9 protein-coding genes are annotated in these 17,407 nt (G+C 43.0%); 6 read left to right on the top strand and 3 right to left on the bottom strand.

Going from position 1 to position 17,407, the window contains the following annotated elements:
* Positions 1 to 140: 140 nt before the first annotated feature.
* Entirely contained in the window at positions 141 to 1,382 is a 1,242-nt protein-coding gene (gene phnA / locus DBR40_RS03495; RefSeq protein ID WP_124558418.1) for a phosphonoacetate hydrolase, read from the top strand.
* Between the two features lie 240 nt (positions 1,383 to 1,622).
* Here the strand turns inward: phnA and DBR40_RS03490 are convergent, their stop codons facing one another.
* Positions 1,623 to 5,549 carry a Dyp-type peroxidase gene (locus tag DBR40_RS03490; protein WP_124558417.1) on the bottom strand — a complete coding sequence of 1,309 codons (3,927 nt, stop codon included), beginning with the start codon at positions 5,547 to 5,549 and terminating at the stop codon, positions 1,623 to 1,625.
* A 395-nt stretch (positions 5,550 to 5,944) separates the two neighbouring features.
* Between DBR40_RS03490 and DBR40_RS03485 the strand changes: the two genes are divergently transcribed.
* A complete protein-coding gene (locus tag DBR40_RS03485) occupies positions 5,945 to 7,513 on the top strand; it encodes a sulfatase (RefSeq protein ID WP_124558416.1) in 1,569 nt (522 codons plus the stop codon).
* 556 nt (positions 7,514 to 8,069) lie between these two features.
* Here DBR40_RS03485 and DBR40_RS03480 read toward each other — a convergent pair.
* On the bottom strand, positions 8,070 to 9,578 hold the full coding sequence (locus tag DBR40_RS03480) for a S41 family peptidase (RefSeq protein WP_124558415.1): 1,509 nt from the start codon (positions 9,576 to 9,578) through the stop codon (positions 8,070 to 8,072).
* Positions 9,579 to 9,806: 228 nt separating this feature from the next.
* On the opposite strand from DBR40_RS03480, the gene DBR40_RS03475 reads away from it, so the two are divergent.
* Both DBR40_RS03475 and DBR40_RS03470 read left to right on the top strand, forming a co-directional pair.
* Positions 9,807 to 11,294 carry a hypothetical protein gene (locus DBR40_RS03475; RefSeq protein ID WP_199748266.1) on the top strand — a complete coding sequence of 496 codons (1,488 nt, stop codon included), beginning with the start codon at positions 9,807 to 9,809 and terminating at the stop codon, positions 11,292 to 11,294.
* A gap of 75 nt (positions 11,295 to 11,369) precedes the next feature.
* Positions 11,370 to 13,163 carry a cytochrome-c peroxidase gene (locus tag DBR40_RS03470; RefSeq protein WP_124558414.1) on the top strand — a complete coding sequence of 598 codons (1,794 nt, stop codon included), beginning with the start codon at positions 11,370 to 11,372 and terminating at the stop codon, positions 13,161 to 13,163.
* Between the two features lie 120 nt (positions 13,164 to 13,283).
* Here the strand turns inward: DBR40_RS03470 and DBR40_RS03465 are convergent, their stop codons facing one another.
* Positions 13,284 to 13,967: an arylesterase gene (locus DBR40_RS03465; protein ID WP_124558413.1), complete on the bottom strand. Its 684-nt coding sequence runs from the start codon at positions 13,965 to 13,967 to the stop codon at positions 13,284 to 13,286.
* A gap of 99 nt (positions 13,968 to 14,066) precedes the next feature.
* Between DBR40_RS03465 and DBR40_RS03460 the strand changes: the two genes are divergently transcribed.
* Both DBR40_RS03460 and DBR40_RS03455 read left to right on the top strand, forming a co-directional pair.
* A complete protein-coding gene (locus DBR40_RS03460) occupies positions 14,067 to 14,756 on the top strand; it encodes an ABC transporter ATP-binding protein (protein WP_124558412.1) in 690 nt (229 codons plus the stop codon).
* A complete protein-coding gene (locus DBR40_RS03455) occupies positions 14,734 to 17,283 on the top strand; it encodes an ABC transporter permease (protein WP_233603792.1) in 2,550 nt (849 codons plus the stop codon). Before DBR40_RS03460 ends, DBR40_RS03455 begins: the two co-directional genes overlap by 23 nt.
* Positions 17,284 to 17,407 lie beyond the last annotated feature (124 nt).

Below are 17,407 nucleotides of genomic sequence, written 5' to 3'. Positions count from 1 at the left end.
GTTTAGTAAAATTAAACTTTGTTTATTAATAAGCAAATAACATCATGTTAATTTTTAGTTATTAAAACAGGCTATCAGATTTTCAACCAGATCAAAAGCCTAATGAATAAACCAGTAAAAAATAATTAAATCGCATTCAGATGAACAGTATCTCCACCCAACCCTTTATCATCAATGGCAAAACCTATTCACCTGAAGCAAAACCAATTGTGGTGATTTGTATGGATGGCTCGGCCGATGAATACCTTGATGCAGCTATGGCCCGCAACCGGATGCCCCATTTAAAAAAAATGATTGTACAAGGCTACAGAGGAATGGTTAGGGGCGCCCTGCCCTCGTTTACCAATGTAAATAATGCATCTATTGTTACGGGGCTTAGTCCGGCAGCGCATGGCATATGCGGCAACTATTTTTTTGATACTGCCATACAACAGGAAGTAATGATGAATGCAGCAACTTACCTTAAAGCCGAAACCATACTGGCTGCAGCTGCAAATGCCAGACGCAAAGTGGCCGTAGTTACTGCCAAAGAAAAACTGAGGGATATACTTTCGCATCGGCTAAAAGGCATTGCCTTTTCGGCTGAAAAAGCTGCACATGCTGCCCTGGATACACATGGTATTGAACAGGTAGAACAATTTGTTGGCCAGCAAACCCCACCAATTTACAGCGCTGAGGCCAGTTTATTCGTATTGCGCGCAGGAGTTGCTCTGATAGCCCGGGGGATGGCTGATGTTTTATACCTCTCGTTAACCGATTATATGCAGCATACTTATGCACCAGACACGGAACAATCACTCGCCTTTTATGAGACGCAGGATGTTGAATTGGGTAAAATGCTTGCTTTAGGAGCAATAGTGGCAGCAACTGCCGATCATGGTATGAATGCAAAAATTAAAGCAGACGGCTCTCCGAATATTTTGTTTATTGAAACCATGCTAACCGAAAGATTTGGTTCTGGCTTTAGGGTAATATGCCCCATTACCGATCCTTATGTGAAACACCATGGCGCCCTGGGTTCTTATGCGGTAGTTTATCTAAACGATAGCACCCAGATTAACGAAGTTAAAAACTGGCTTGAGTTGCAGGATGGGATTACCGAGGTGTACAGCAAAGAAACAGGTTGCCGCCTACTCGAACAACCTGCCGACCGTACAGGCGACCTTTTGATACTTTCAGCCCGTGATGTGGTGCTGGGTAAAACTCCAAACGATCATGATTTAAGTGCACTTGATGGAACCTTACGCTCGCATGGCGGCCGGTACGAGGAAATGGTACCCATGGTTATTTCTCATCCACTCAATTCAGTTTATAAAATGAAGGCACAGCGCGATCCCCGTAACTTCGATATTTTTGATTTTGCTATTAATGGGACAAGGTGATTAAAAACCAAAGCTAAAAGCTTAATTGTTCTTAAATGTCTTAAATGGTAAAAAAAGTCCGAAGTCGGATAGTCGGAAGTCCGGGGACGGAGAGCTTAAAGAAAGCGCTAAAAGACCAAAACAGAAAGACTAAAGCTTACATGGCCTTAAATGTCTTAAATGATAAAAAGATCTGTGTAAATGAGAGAAACTAAAATAAGCAGGTGGTTGCTACGCGCTCCCACCTACTTTTATTAAATTTTATCCCTCAGCCATTTTATGGTGGAAAGGGCATTTGCTAATGTCACCCTCTTTCTTTTCCATCACTTCTGGTGTTGAAACCGGTCTCCTGCGGTGCTGATCCTGCGTAAGCGGGAACACCGAGGTAAAGAAGTTAGACCAGCCACCAGTTCTTACGCGCAACAGATTAAACTGTTCTGGCGAACCCACGGCCTGACTATAAGTATCTGGACTGGCTACCGTGATGGTAAGGATATTGGATGAATGACCTTCGGCAAATTGCTGCATTACACGCACTATTCTCTCTGCCGGAAAATCTTCATCCACATTATAATCCGTTGGTGCACCATCAGTCATCAGATCAGCACCTTCGCCTTCGAAACCAGCCAATGAAGCCTCGAAACCTGCATACTGGTGATCAACCGGTAAATCCATCGGGCTTGGTGCCGCGCTCAGGTCAGAAGCTACAGCGGTGCCCAGTCTGCGACCATCGGCACTGGCTCCGTTCCATGCACCCATTTCTACATGGTTTTCGAAAGTACCTACTCCCGGCTGGATCTGAATACCAAAAGGATGTTCTTCGGTACCATAACGCGCGGCCAGGTTTTGCAAGGCACTGTACATTTGCGGTAAAGGCTTGGTAAAGGTTTCTACTGATATTTTAGCAACCCCGCCTACAATGGTATCGCCAAAAGCATCAATTTCGTGGTGCCCGCGGCCATAACGCGGCAAGCTTAACGCGATTTCACGCAGACGCTTAAAACGATCGGAACGACTGGTAATGCGCGATTCGCCGGCCAGCGTACTGATGAAGGGCTCGGTCATTTTATATCCCCAATCACAGCACAAACATTCCAGCAATTCGGGCAGGGTGGTTACGGCGTTTTTATCATCAAACACCATTACCTTAATGGCGTATAACGAGTTAATGGTCGAACTTAAGGAGATATAGCAAGGCCCGTAAATGTTGTATTTGGTACCTCCGCTGTAAAAATCAAGTCCACGGGCCAAACAATCATCCATCAGCACGTTTAATATGGGCGAAGGACAGAATTTGGTATTGGCCCCAAAACCCATTAGCTGCCCGTTAAAGGCCTTGCGATTTAACAATTCGAAATGCTGGAAATAAATCTTTACCAGTTCATCAAAACTTTTAATCTGATCTGCAGGTTTAGAATTGAGCGATACATTTTGCCCGAACAGGTAAGCCTGGCCCGCCGATGAATAGGTACGCCCTTGGTTTAAAGCACATTCCAATGGCTGTAAGGTAGAAAAGCCACCCAGCGAAAACCAGTTCTCGCCCGGAAACTGCGGTTCGTAACAGCCATCGCAGGCATAGTTCTGTGCCGATTGCATGGAAACGGCCGAATTCCAGTTTTTGTTGCTGTGGCCAAGATCGCCACCCACATGATCTCCACTGCGGTAAAGCCCTTCGATAATTTTTTCGTCGTTGAGCAAGATCGGATGTGCCCCACCCGAAAGGATTGCATGAGCAGCTTCTTCAAGTATTTCTTTGGGAATATCTTTACGTGTACGCAGCGAAAGGCAAGGCGCATTTAAAGGCAACCTGCCCGAGGCACGGATAAAGAGTTTGGTTACATCGTTATAAGCTGGTTTACTGGCTGCAAAATCGGCAGTACCATCGGCTATTGTTCCACCTACGGTAATTTGCTGAATCCACTGGCCTAAAGAAGCACCCTGTGGGTACGGACCGGAAGCACCACCCATGGCCAGGTTGCCAAAAGGCTGATGATCTTCCATAAAAATGCGGTTTTGTTGTACTTTCTCATCTAATTTGATGTAAAAAGCATCGATAATTTCCTGTGCCTCATCTTCCGAAATACCATCTTTTTTATAAAAAGGCTGCAACAGCTGGTCCATCCGGCCAATTGCAGTAGGCTCGCCGTTTAAGTGCAAACAGGAGTGCAGGGTAAAAATAAACTGTACTGCTTCTACAAAAGTATCGGGCTTATCGTTAGCCAGTTTTTTCATCCGAGCAGCGATAGCCAGCAAATTGGCTTTTTCCCAGGCCTGCCCTTCGGCCATTTTTCCGGCAGTTTCGCGGGCCAGCTTTTCGTAGTTCTGAATGTATTCTGTAATGCCTTGCAGCGATAAATACGAAGAGCGGTAAAAGTCTTTCAATTCTGGAGTGCTTGCCTTATGCTCGTAAGCCAGTACTTCTGTTTTCATTTGCTGTAAACCTTTTTGCAAAGCTTTTTCGTAATGAGGTATTACGTGCCCTACCCCCGATGCTTCGCTCAGGTTGCTTAAAAAGCCGTCCATGCGTTCGGTTTCCGAAAGGTATTTCATCACATAACGGCCCTCGCCTAACGATAGGTTTGGCATGGCGCCTACAATAATCTCTTCGGGCGAAATCCGGTAGGTATCTGATCCATAGACACATTCGCCTTTTGCTTCGATAAAGGCTGAATAAGGATGAAGCGTACCATCTGGAAACCTGACTTTACGCCCTCTAAAGCCGTAATCAGCAGAGCTAAACAACTGCAGGCTTAAACGCACAGCCCAGCCTTTTCTAATCATGATCGATTCTTTCATGATATCGGCAGGTTTATCGCTCCCCTCGTAGGCTTTGATGTAATGCTGAAGGTCGTCTTTAATTTCCTCCTGCTTGCGGTTAAAATACCAGTTATCCTGCCATAAAGAAAAAATATTCTCCATCAGGCTCAGTATGCGGTTACTCGGTGTTTTAAAATAGTGGTTGTGGCGGTTAATACCGGTCGACATGGCGAACAGGTAATTCTGATGGCTGTAGTACATCAACCCGTTTTTAGATGCATCCTGATAATGGCGGTCTAAGCGTGTCCAGTCTACCCCCGGAAATTTAGACCAGTCGCCTTTCTCCATAAACGAGAAATTATTGCTGTAGTCGGGGTGCTGATCCAGGGCCAGGTCATCCATACTTGGAATATAAAAGATACCACCCAAATCTGATTTGAGGTGATTAAATAAACGGTCGTTCATAAAACCCTTATCGCCCCCAACCTGGTTGCTCATAATATTTTCGAGTATTCCGGCTGCTTTGGCAAAACCTGCAAAGTAAATGCCTTCCTCGTCAGAAACGGTAACCGATTTTGGCGCCCTGAACCCAACCGATGATTGTTTGGCCCTGCCGAATGGTAAACCTAAGCGCAGGATTGGCGTAGTATTGCCATGTTCATCTTGTATTCTGGCCGATTTAATGTGACTGCGCGAATCGCGGTCGGGAATAATGGTATCGTCGGTTTTACGTCCAATCAGGTCTTCGATCTGATCTTCAGTCATCATATTGATCTGGTTCCAGTTGATGATAAAACGCTGTGCAAGCACAAACGATCCGCCTAAATGGCTAATATCTTCACCCCCTATTAGAGTATGTTTGGCAATGGTAATCGGATCGGAAGGGTTATTCAGGTTTTCAGAAAAGCGGCAACCCAATACTTTACCTTTATTACCATCTTTCTGATTGGATTTAGAAGCTGCATCCTGTGCAAAATAATGTTTGGTTATTCCCTTTAATCCTTTTACCAGAAAATCGAGTACCACCTCACAGGCCTGCTTGCTATCACTTTTAATATGAAACCACAGATCGCCATCGGTATCATCGAAAACCCCTTTCGAGGCATCAAAAACATCGGAGGTAAAAGGATCGTCTTTGGTTGGAAAATTAAGGCGCATGCCCTGCGGTAAGCTTAGCCCTTCTTTTTTACAGATAGCAGCCCAGTTTTTAAAAGAAATACCCAGTACTACCGAGGTATTTCTGTTTGCCAGTACTTCATTGGTATTAATTTCTTTCCGTACCGCAGCCATCAGTTCGGTTAACTGTGGCCGGTTTACCGGTGCATTTACCCAGAATGTGGTAAAAATGGCGAAGGGTGATGGATACACTAATCCGCGCTGACAGTGTTTCCACACTTCGTCAAGCCTTTCTTCTAGTTTTAAGGTGTTCATTGTTCGAGATGTTTATGTTTATAGATGGTTAAGTCTGGCCTTATCTGCGATCGGAAGTTAAGCCTACTGCTAAGTAACCATATTTTTATGTATTTACACACCGTATAAACACCCTATTTTTAACTACACATCTACTAACACAACACCTACATCGACTTACACATGTTCTCCTCCAATAATTAAGCGCGAATTGTTATTTAACACCGGAAACATCATCTCTGGCACCTCATAGCATTAAGCAATAAAAATGAATAAAAAATACCGGTCTTTTATCGTTATCCGACTTCTTTTTTCTGAATCCTTTTATTAAAATCGGTCAAACGTTTGCGTTATCCGGCCTTAAATATTTAACCTATCTTAGAGTAAAACAGCTATTAACTAATTGACTAACCAAATTGAAAACAACATTAAAAACATACAAGTTAATTCAGCATTCATTTGGTGTGCTATTACTTTTAATTAGCCTAAATGCTTTTGCGCAACAAAAGAAAACCCGGCCAAATATTATATTATTTTTAGTAGACGATATGGGCATAATGGATACTTCAGTTCCGTTTTGCGCTGAAGTGATGCCCTTGAATAAGCGGTACCATACACCCAATATGGAGCGGTTGGCCAGGCAAGGCATGAAATTTACCAACGCCTACGCACAACCTGTTTGTACACCTACCAGAACAAGCCTGCTAACCGGTATGAACACTGCGCGTACCCACATTACCAATTGGACATCGCCCAATAAAAACGAACCTACCGATGCCAAAGACGAGCAATTTGCCCCTTTAAACTGGAACATTAACGGATTAAGCAATACCACCAATACAGAAAATACGGTTTATGCCACTACTTTCCCACAATTGCTCAAAAAAGCCGGTTATTATACCATTCACGTAGGTAAGGCGCATTGGGGCTCGATGGGCACGCCAGGCTCAAATCCATATAACCTGGGCTTTATGGTTAATATTGCAGGTCACTCGGCAGGGCATCCGCAAAGTTACCTTTCCGAACAGCGCTACGGCAACTTACCTGGCAAAGCACAGGCACAAGCCGTGCCCGATTTACAGGAATATTACAACAGCGGTACTTTTTTAACAGAGGCTTTGACTTTAGAAGCTAAAAAAGCAATGGAAACACCCATTGCCAGAAAAGAACCTTTTTATTTAAACCTGGCACACTATGCGGTACATGTACCCCTTATGGCCGATAAACGCTTTGTGCAAAGCTATTACGATGCAGGTTTGGATAGTGCCGAAGCAAAGTATGCCAGTATGGTTGAGGGCATGGACAAAAGTTTGGGAGATATTATGGACTTCCTTACAGAGAAAGGTGTAGCAGAAAATACCATTATTGTGTTTATGAGCGATAATGGAGGCTTAGATGCGCATGGTCGTGGTGGCGCGGTTAACACCCACAATTTCCCTTACCGCTCGGGTAAAGGTTCGGTATACGAAGGTGGTATCCGCGAGCCAATGCTTGTAAAATGGCCGGGCGTAGCTAAAACACAGAGCATTAACGCCAATCCCGTAATTATTGATGATTTTTTCCCCACAATGCTCGATTGGGCAGGTATAACTGATAAAAAAACGATTCAAAAGCTGGATGGTTTAAGCTTAGTACCCACCTTAAAAAATCCCGCTATTAAACTCAATGATCGCCCACTGGTTTTTCATTACCCCAATAAATGGACCAATGAAAAAGAGGAGCAGCTTTTAGGCATCAATTATTATAGTGCCTTAAGATACGGTAAATGGAAACTGATTTACCGCATGCGCAACCAGGCCTTAGAGCTGTACGATTTAAGTAAGGACATTTCGGAGAAAAACGATCTGGCAGCCTCAAATCCGACAGAAACTAAAAAGCTGGCCAACATTTTAGGGAAAACCCTAAAAGAGCGTGGTGCACAAATGCCTGTTGTAAGCAGTACCTCAAAGCCTGTTTCTTTTCCTGATGAACTTACCATCAAATAAACAGATCCAAATACCTCAAAAATTACACTGAACAGTTTTTGAGGTATTTTATCCCAGTATCTGATTAATGGGCTAAGAACAGGCAAAACAAAGCCTTTGCGCTTCATTTTTCCGTCTTCCAACTAAGGAAAGATTAACCGTGATAAAAAGGTGTAGAAATAATTCCACACTTTTCCCCAAAACGAATTAAACCTTGTTCCACAGTTTCAAAGAATTGTTGTCAAAAACATTAATCATTATTATTTTTTTGAGTCAATTCACAACAGAAACTACCATTAAGTGTTCCGACTTTAAATACCTCAGTTTGGGGTCATTTCACAAAAAAAACAGCCGTTACGATATGCCAAAAGGCCTGTCCATAATTTTGGGCAACTAAATGGGCAAGTAAAAAACAGATTGAAGCCCTGTTTTATAATAGTTTTGAAACAGAAATGGCACGGTATTAATGTAACCTAATGGAATAACATATGGATAGTATCTGGATATTGGTTATAGCCGGTGCAAGGAATAAGCTTAAATATTTTGCCCATTAAGATACCTGCCTGAGCGATGATCATTACCTCAGCAGCGCCAGGGCTTTATTTAAATCAAGGTCCTTATTGCTTAGTACATCGGCGGGGCTGTAATTAACAGTATAATTGGGCATAATGCCACGGCCACGACTTGCATTTTTAGCTACAGATACCACGCGCATCCACGGAAAATCGACTACGATCTTGCTGTTGGGTAAGGTTAGCCGTTGCACTGTCATACCGTTACAGCCCTCTTCCGAACCTGCTGTTTCCCGCCCAATAAACTTAACATTTTTATTTTGCGCCTTTAACGCTGCTGTAAAAAGTGCGCCTGACGAAAAAGTGGCTCCATCAATCAACACAATCAGATTGCCATCAAAGTGATTCGTTTTAGCAAGTTTAAATGGCCCGTATAGTTGTCCAAATTCTGGTGTAACAGTAATGTGGTGCCAGTTACCTGCCTTAGCCCCGGCTTTAAAACCGAGCTTAAAACCACTGGTAATTCCGGCATCAAAATACCGGGCAAACTGACTGGAAGCAGGATCAGCGAACCTCGATTTTACATCGGCAACAATATTATAATCAGCATCAGCCAGGTAAGACAATAAACGGATAGCCACCCTGATATCTCCACCGGTGTTGTGCCTTAAATCGAGCACCAAATTCCTGATATCTTTCCGTTTAATCAGGGCAAAAGCTTTTTCATATACCACAGTATCGGTATACGCAAAGGGACTTACCTGAAACCAGGCTGTCGATTTATTTTTTTGAAAGCGTAAACGCGAATTTTCAATTTCGCCGGCTACTGTCCATCCGGCAAAATTATCGACCGTTTTTTGTGTTTCAGCAGGTATTTTTGCGTCATTTGCTATCAGCTTTACTGTTTTCAACCCACCTTTGGCAGTACGTAAGTTAAGTGTGTATGGGGGCTGCCAGTGGAAGTATTTGTTACAAACATCTTCAAAACCATCGTATTCGCTTAAAAACAATTCTTTAAATGTTTCATTATAACCATCACCACAATACAGGTTAAAACCATGATCAATCATTTCGGAAACCGGAATACCATTCATTGTAATAATTTCATCCCCTGCATGTAGTTCCTGAACCTGATGCCCGGTAATCCACACCCTGTGCTGTTGTACCAATACATGAAAAGGCAAGTGCGGTACTTTCTTATCGCCCGATGGTTTAAATGATGCGGCATGTTTTAACTGGGTATGCCCACACCTTAACTGGCACAAAAAGGGATACACTGCATCTATAAACTCACTTTCAGAAAGCGGTCTTTTTAGGCTGTTGTAAACATTTTGATAAGCCTGCTTTAATTGGGTTGCTGGCGTATAAAAACCATAGCCCGGATGCAGTTCTTTAATGGCTCCCCACAAAACAGCTAAATCGCCATGCATGTGGTTTACAGTAAGTAAATTTTTAGCTGTGGTATCTGCTTCGGCAGTTGGCCTGTTGTTTTGCTTATGTGATGCATTACCTCCGCAACCCAGCGCAACTGTCATTAGGAAGAGAATAAATATTCTGATTAGGGGCATTTTCATGAAGGGAGATTATGGAGATGCAATATACTGGATATTAGGCCTTACCCCAAATTTTCATCTGAGTTGGAATGCGGATCAAGCCCCCCGAAAAGCGGATTGGATACGGCTGAATATTAAACCGGTATGGCAGAACCATTCTAAATAGCGCAATGCAGTTTAGCTTAACATATACTTTAATTTTTCGCAACATAGCCAATGTAATTTTGCCGCAAACGGAAAACAAAACTTATGAACAAAACGCTATTAAAGCAAAAGGCTTTGGCCCTTGCTGTTGCCGCATTCGTTACTTCAGCAGTGGTAATCAGTGCCTGTAAAAAGAACAATGAACCGGAAACACCAGAAACCACTGCGGTTACCTTAAAAGATTATTCGGTTAACCCATCATTGGTAAAAGCAATGCCTGGTTTCGAAAGCCTGAACATTACTACACTAATCAGCTCGGACGATGTATTGCCTGAATCGCCAAACTTCATTTTTGGTGCACAGCCAGATGGAGCCGGAATTATTAAAAACCCTGCTGGTGAAGGCTTCATTATGATTAACAACCATGAAATCCTTCAATCGGTATCGCGCGTGTACTTAGATAAAAATTTCAAACCGGTAAAAGGAGAATACATTGTAGACTCTGATGGCGGTATGACCCGCCTTTGCTCTGCTACAATGGCAACCCCTGAAGAACATGGTTTTGCTAAACCAGTTTTTTTAACTGCAGGTGAAAGTGGCGCAGAATCAATGATTCATGCCATTGACCCACTTGCGGCGGCCGATAAAAAGAACAAACAAAGAACTGTTAGCGCATTGGGCAGATGGAGTGCAGAAAATGCCGTACCGCTACCTAAAGGAGCATTTGCAGGTAAAACGGTAATCATGATTGGCGAAGATGAAACAGACGGACAGTTGGCCATGTACGTTTCAAATACACAGGGTGATTTGGAAAACGGCAAGTTATATGTGATGAAACGCAGCAATAACGACCCAGTTGAAACCAACATGGATAAAGGACAAACCTACGACGTAGAATTTGTAGAACTCGATAATGTGAAAAGCAGTACTGGTGCCCAGTTGCAGCAACAAACCATCGATAAAAAAGCTTTAATGTTAGCGCGTGTTGAAGATATCGATTACAGAAAAGGCAGTGCTGCCAACGGCCGTGAAGTATATTTTACTGCAACCGGTGTTAGCCAGGGCGATAAAATTACTCCTGTAAGCGGTAAAACCATGTGGGGCCGTGTGTACAAGCTGGTATTAGATGCAAGCAACCCATTAAAAGGTAAATTGGAAGTAGCTGTTGATGGCAACGATAATCCTGGAAAAAGCATTGTAAATCCTGATAACCTTTGCGTTACTGAAAACTACGTATACATTCAGGAAGATGGCGATTCATTTTACAAAAACAACGATCATGATGGAACCATATGGCAGTTTGCAATGGCTTCAAAATCGTTAAAACCGATGTTACAGATGAATCACCGCAGAACAGATGCTACTTTTAATGCGAAATACAACCCGGGAAACAGTACACTATTAAGTAGCTGGGAATATGGTGCCATGTACGATGTATCTGCTTTAACCGGCATTCCGGATACGTTTGTGGTTAATTTACACCCACACACCTGGACAAATGATAAGTACAAAAATGCTGATGGTGGTACAACTAGATTGGTTAACAATAACGAAGGTGGACAAGTTGTAATTGTTCGCGGCGTTTCTAAATAATCCAAAAATGCTTTCATATCCCTTTCGGCAGTAGCTGAAAGGGATTTTTCTATTTTATTTCAACTCTACCCAAATATGTCAGGCCTTAAAAAAATTGTCTTTTTCGCTTCATTAATAACCCTCACTACGCTGCTATCTATTTTCTGCAAAACAGAAACCAAATCAGCTGCAGAACAGGTTAAAGCAGACTTTGATCAGCAGCTTATTGAATTTCAAAGCATTGTTGATCAAAAATTATTTAAGGCCGTTCAAAACCGTAACGAAAAGGCAATTAAAGAATCCTTTTTACTGGCAAGAGCAAAATACAAGCAACTGGAATATTATATCGAATATTTTTTCCCTTCAACGGCTGTTATGCTTAATGGCGCACCAATTGATGAAATTGAATTGGGCGAAAACCTGATCGAGAACCCAACAGGCTTTCAGGTAATGGAAGAAATAATTTATGAAGAGCCAACGAAGGAAAACCGTCTGGAGTTATTAAACGAGGTAAAAAAAATGCAGCTCAACCTGCAGCGTGTTAGCCGTTTTAATGAGCAATACCAGCTTACCGATGCCCAACTATTTGATGCTATCCGTTTGGAAATTTTCAGGATTACCAGTTTGGGCATTACCGGCTTTGATACACCAGCCGCTTTACAGGCAATCCCCGAAACGGCCTCTGCATTAACAGGAATTGAAGATGTACTATCGAAATACGACGGAACATCAGCAAATAAAACAATCGCATCAGCCCTTGCTTACCTGGCCAGGAACCCGGACTTTAACGCTTTTGACCGGCTAACGTTTATAACCGTTTATCTCGATCCAATCAGTAAACACATCAACCTGCTTCGCCGGAAAAAAAACATACCAACTGCTGCAAGTGGCTCCGCATTGCGCGATGAATCGGTGAGCATGTTTGAACCAAATGCGTTTAACGTAAATAAATTTGTAGGCAACAGCACGCTATTTATTAGCGATGCTAAAATTGCATTGGGCAAAACCCTCTTTAACGACCCGGTACTTTCTAATGGAGGCAACCGCAGCTGTGCCAGCTGTCACCACCAATCGCTCGCTTTTACAGATGGTTTAACCAAAGCGGCTGCAATATCGAAAGGTGAAACCTTATTGAGGAATACCCCAACATTAACCTATGCCGGTTTGCAACGCGGGTTCTTTTACGATTTAAAAGCAGGCACGCTCGAAGATCAGGCACTTGATGTGGTTCACCACAAACAGGAAATGAACGGATCGCTTGCACAGGCATCAGCACGGATTAATACTTCGAAAAATTACTTAACCTTATTTGAAACGGCCTACCAGGATAAAACCCATAAGGCCGATCCCTGGAAAATCCAGCAAGCCCTGGCTTCCTATATCCGGTCCTTATCGCCTTTTAACTCAAAGTTTGATCGTTATATGCGGGGCGATAAAAAACAACTTAACGAGAAAGAAAAGAAGGGATTTAACCTGTTTATGGGAAAAGCTAAATGTGGCAGTTGCCATTTTGCGCCACTTTTTAATGGTACTCCAGCTCCCCTGTTTATTAAAAGTGAAGCAGAGGTTTTAGGTGTACCTGCAAGCACCGATACCATAAAACCAAAATTAGATCAGGATCTGGGGCGTTACGCCCTATACGCTTACCCACAATATAAGCATGCTTTTAAAACTTCTACTTTAAGGAATATTACCAAAACGGCACCTTACATGCACAATGGGGTGTACAAAACACTGGAGCAGGTTATGGATTTCTATAATCGTGGTGGAGGAGCGGGAATGGGAATTGAGGTGAGCAACCAAACTTTATCTGCTGATAAACTGAATTTAAATAAAACAGAGATTAAACAGATTATTGCCTTTTTAGGTACGTTGGAGGATTTGCCTTAATTTTTCTTGCCACGGATGCACAGAAGCCACGCAGGATTAATGATTTGAACTTTTACCCTAATTCAGCGTGCTTTGCGCTTAACCCTTTGCGTCCTCTGCGGTTAAAAGTCAGCAATTAACCTACAATAAATCCTTCAACACCACCCAAACATTTTCGGCTAAAATCTTATCTCCTTCTGCAGTTGGATGAATACCATCAGCCTGGTTTAATTTCGGTATGCCCCCTACCTTATCCAGCAAAAACGGGATCAGTTTCATATCATTTTTTCGTGCCAGCTCCGGAAATATGTTTTTAAAGTCGGCTGCATATTTAGCCCCCATATTAGGTGGAACCTGCATACCTGCCAGCACCAGTTTGGCATCCGGATATTTAGCCTTTACCCGGTCTATAATATCCTGCAGGTTTTTGATGGTTTGCGCAACAGGCAAGCCTCTTAAACCATCGTTAGCACCCAGTTCGAGTACAAAGATACGCACAGGCTGTTTCAGCAACCAATCTATCCTTCCCTTACCGCCGGCAGATGTTTCGCCACTTAAGCCGCCATTAATAACCTTGTAAGGCAATTTTAACAAGTCGATTTTATTCTGAATCAAGGCAGGAAAAGCTTCCGAAGGATCGAGTCCCATACCAGCTGTTAAACTCGTTCCGAAAAAGAGTATATTCTGTTCCTTCTGTACTACCGCTGCCGTTTTTTGGTCAGCCGAATCTAAAGTTTTAACCTTATCGCTTTTGCTTTGCCCGTTACCACAGCCCAGCAGCGCAATTCCTAAAACAAATAAGCCTATAATGCGTTTTCGTAACATATTTAACCGGTGTATATCTAATTATAAAATATTATCTTAACAGGCAACATCCTGTTATCTTTGGCAACAATCTATCCGCAAACCTTAAAAAATCAGCTATTGGAAAGCATATTGAACATCCGAAATGTAAGCAAAATTTATCAAAGTGCCGGACGCGAATTAACCGTTCTCGATCAGATTAATTTTTCGATCTCTGCAGGCTCAACAGTAGCCATAACCGGTCCATCAGGAAGCGGTAAAACTACCTTGCTGGGTTTGTGCGCAGGCCTCGACAGGGCTAGTGGTGGCACCGTAGAACTTAACGGCGTAGCCCTCGAAAAATTAAACGAAGATGAGCGCGCTGCTGTAAGGAATCAATATGTAGGCTTTATTTTTCAGAATTTTCAGTTATTGCCAACCCTAACTGCTTTAGAAAATGTAATGGTTCCGCTGGAATTAAGGGGAGCAAAAAACATTAAAGCACATGCTTTAGAACTGCTGGATAAAGTTGGACTCGCCGATCGTGCGCACCATTATCCCGTTCAATTATCGGGTGGAGAACAGCAGCGGGTTTCGCTCGCCAGGGCCTTCTCCAATCAACCTGCCATTCTTTTTGCCGATGAGCCTACCGGAAACCTCGATGCCGAAACCAGCGAGAAAGTAATTAAGCTGCTTTTCGATTTAAATAAAGATGCCGGAACTACCCTAATTATTGTAACCCACGATCTTGAACTTGCAGCCCGCACCTCTAGAACTATCAAAATTAAAGGTGGTTTAATCCTTTCAGATGAAAACCCGACTTATGCATAGCACCATTCCGAAACAACGCATTAAACTTTCGTGGTTACTTAAAATGGCCTGGCGCGACAGCCGGAAAAACCGTTCGCGCTTGTTGCTTTTTATTTCGGCTATCGTTTTGGGCATCGCTGCACTGGTAGCCGTTTATTCTTTTAAAGATAACCTGCAAAAAGATATCGATGCACAGGCAAAAGAACTAACAGGAGCAGATCTTGTATTGGATAGCCGGAAAGGTGTAAGCAATGTGATGAACAACATGCTCGATACATTAGGCGACGAGCGATCGCAGGAAAAAACCTTCGCCTCGATGATTTATTTCCAGAAAGGTGGCGGCAGCCGTTTGGTGCAAATGAAAGCACTGAAAGGAAAGTATCCTTACTATGGCGCTATTGAAACCATTCCTGTGGCAGCAGCAAAAAGCTTTCAATTAGACAGAAATGCGCTGGTTGATAAAACCCTTATGCTGCAGTTCGATGCAAAGGTTGGCGACTCGGTAAAAGTTGGTGACCTAAGCTTTAAGATATTGGGCACACTAACCAAGGCACCCGGCCAAACCGGAATTTCGGCAAGCATTGCCCCAACCGTTTACATTCCGCTACAATACCTCGAAAAAACCAATCTGATTAAAACAGGAAGCCGGATTAACCATAAGTTTTACTTTAAATTTAACGACCCGTCGAAAATTGATGAATGGGTAAAAAAAACAGATAGTAAACTCGAGAAAGAAGGTTTCGATGCCGAAACTGTCGAATCCAGAAAAGAACAGACCGGCAGATCGTTCAAAGATGTTAGCCGTTTTCTGGCTTTATCGGGCTTTATAGCCTTATTACTGGGTTGCATAGGTGTAGGTAGTGCCATACAGGTATATATTCAGGAAAAACTGGCCACCATTGCTACCTTACGCTGTTTGGGTTTAAAAGCGCGACATGCATTTTTAATTTACCTGATCCAGGTCTTTTTTATCGGCTTAATTGCAGCTGTTATTGGTGCGCTGTTAGGCACAGCTATACAGTTTTTGCTTCCCTGGGTGTTGAAAGATTTTCTACCCATCGAAATCACCATGCAGGTTTCGTGGCCCGCAGTTGGTCAGGGGATTTTACTCGGGCTCATCATATCCGTTCTCTTTGCCCTGCCATCGCTTTTAGCGGTGCGCAAAATTTCGCCACTAAATGCCATACGGGTTTCTTTCGAAAGAGGCCGGGGTAGGAAAGATCCCTTGTTGTGGCTGGTATATCTGCTTATGGCCGCTTTTATTGCGGGTTTTACACATTTACAGATGAAAACCGGGGTACAAACGCTGTTTTTTACCCTCAGCATTGCCATCGCCTTTATTTTACTCCTTATCCTGTCTAAACTGCTTATGTTTATGGTTAGGAAACTTTTGCCTGGCACTGCTGGTTATCTGTGGCGGCAGGGATTTGCCAATCTGTACAGGCCTAACAACCAAACGTTAATGTTAACGGTATCTATTGGCCTCTCAACCACCTTTATCTGTACCCTCTTTTTTGTGCAAGGTATTTTAATGAACCGGGTTAGCCTCTCATCAGGTAACAATCAGCCCAACATGGTAATGTTTGATATCCAGAATACGCAAAAGGAAGGATTAGACAGCCTAACCAAAGCTTTTAAACTGCCTTTAATGAATCAGGTACCCGTAATTACCATGCGTATTGAGGAGATTAACGACAAAAAATCGACTGCTGATACCAACAACCGCAGGGCATACCGTAACGAAATCAGAGCCACTTACCAGGATACCCTTACCGCAGCTGAAAAGATTACTGCCGGTAAATGGACTGGCCATGTAAAAGCCAGCGAAATGGTTTACATTTCACTCGATCAGCGTTATGCCCAGCAGATTAAGGTGGGTTTAAACGATAAAATACTTTTTAACGTACAGGGCATGATGATCCCTACAGTAGTGGGCAGCTTAAGGGAGGTAAACTGGAGTAGGATGCAAACCAATTTCAGGGTTGTTTTTCCGGCAGGGGTTTTAGAAGAGGCACCGCAGTTTCATGTATTGATGACCAGGGTTCCCTCGAGCGAGGTTTCGGCACGTTTCCAGGGAGAGGTAGTTCGGCAATTCCCAAATGTTTCGGTAATCGATTTAGACCTGGTGTTAAAATTACTGGATGAGCTTTTGGGCAAAATCGGTTTCGTAATTCAGTTTATGGCAGGTTTTAGCATGGTAACCGGATGGATTGTGTTAATTTCTTCGGTGTTAACGAGTAAAAACCAAAGGATAAAAGAGAGTATTTTACTTCGTACCATGGGGGCCAGCAGTAAGCAGATCATCCGGATTAATGCAATTGAATATTTCTTTTTAGGCAGCTTTGCAGCAGGCGCAGGATTAATTCTGGCACTTGGCGGAAGCTGGGCGCTGGCTAAATTTAGTTTTGATGCGACCTTTACACCACCATTTTTTTCTACCCTGCTATTGTTTGGTTCAATTGTATTGCTGGTGGTGATTACAGGAGTTTTAAGTACAAGAAGTATCCTCAAGCAACCACCTTTAAAAATTTTAAGAACGGAGGGCTAATGGGGGAAAGCGCTAAGCGGGTGGCGCTGGTTTAGTCGCAATATTCAACCACAGAGCCCACAAAGGAAGGCACGAAGAACATAGAGACAAATAACAGAACATTTTCCGTGGATTCCGTGCATCC

Origin of the sequence: Pedobacter sp. KBW01 (assembly GCF_003852395.1) — a bacterium.
Taxonomy (GTDB): Bacteria; Bacteroidota; Bacteroidia; order Sphingobacteriales; family Sphingobacteriaceae; genus Pedobacter.
Note: the sequence above shows the minus strand (reverse complement) of the source record. Positions and strands in the feature narration are given on the sequence as shown.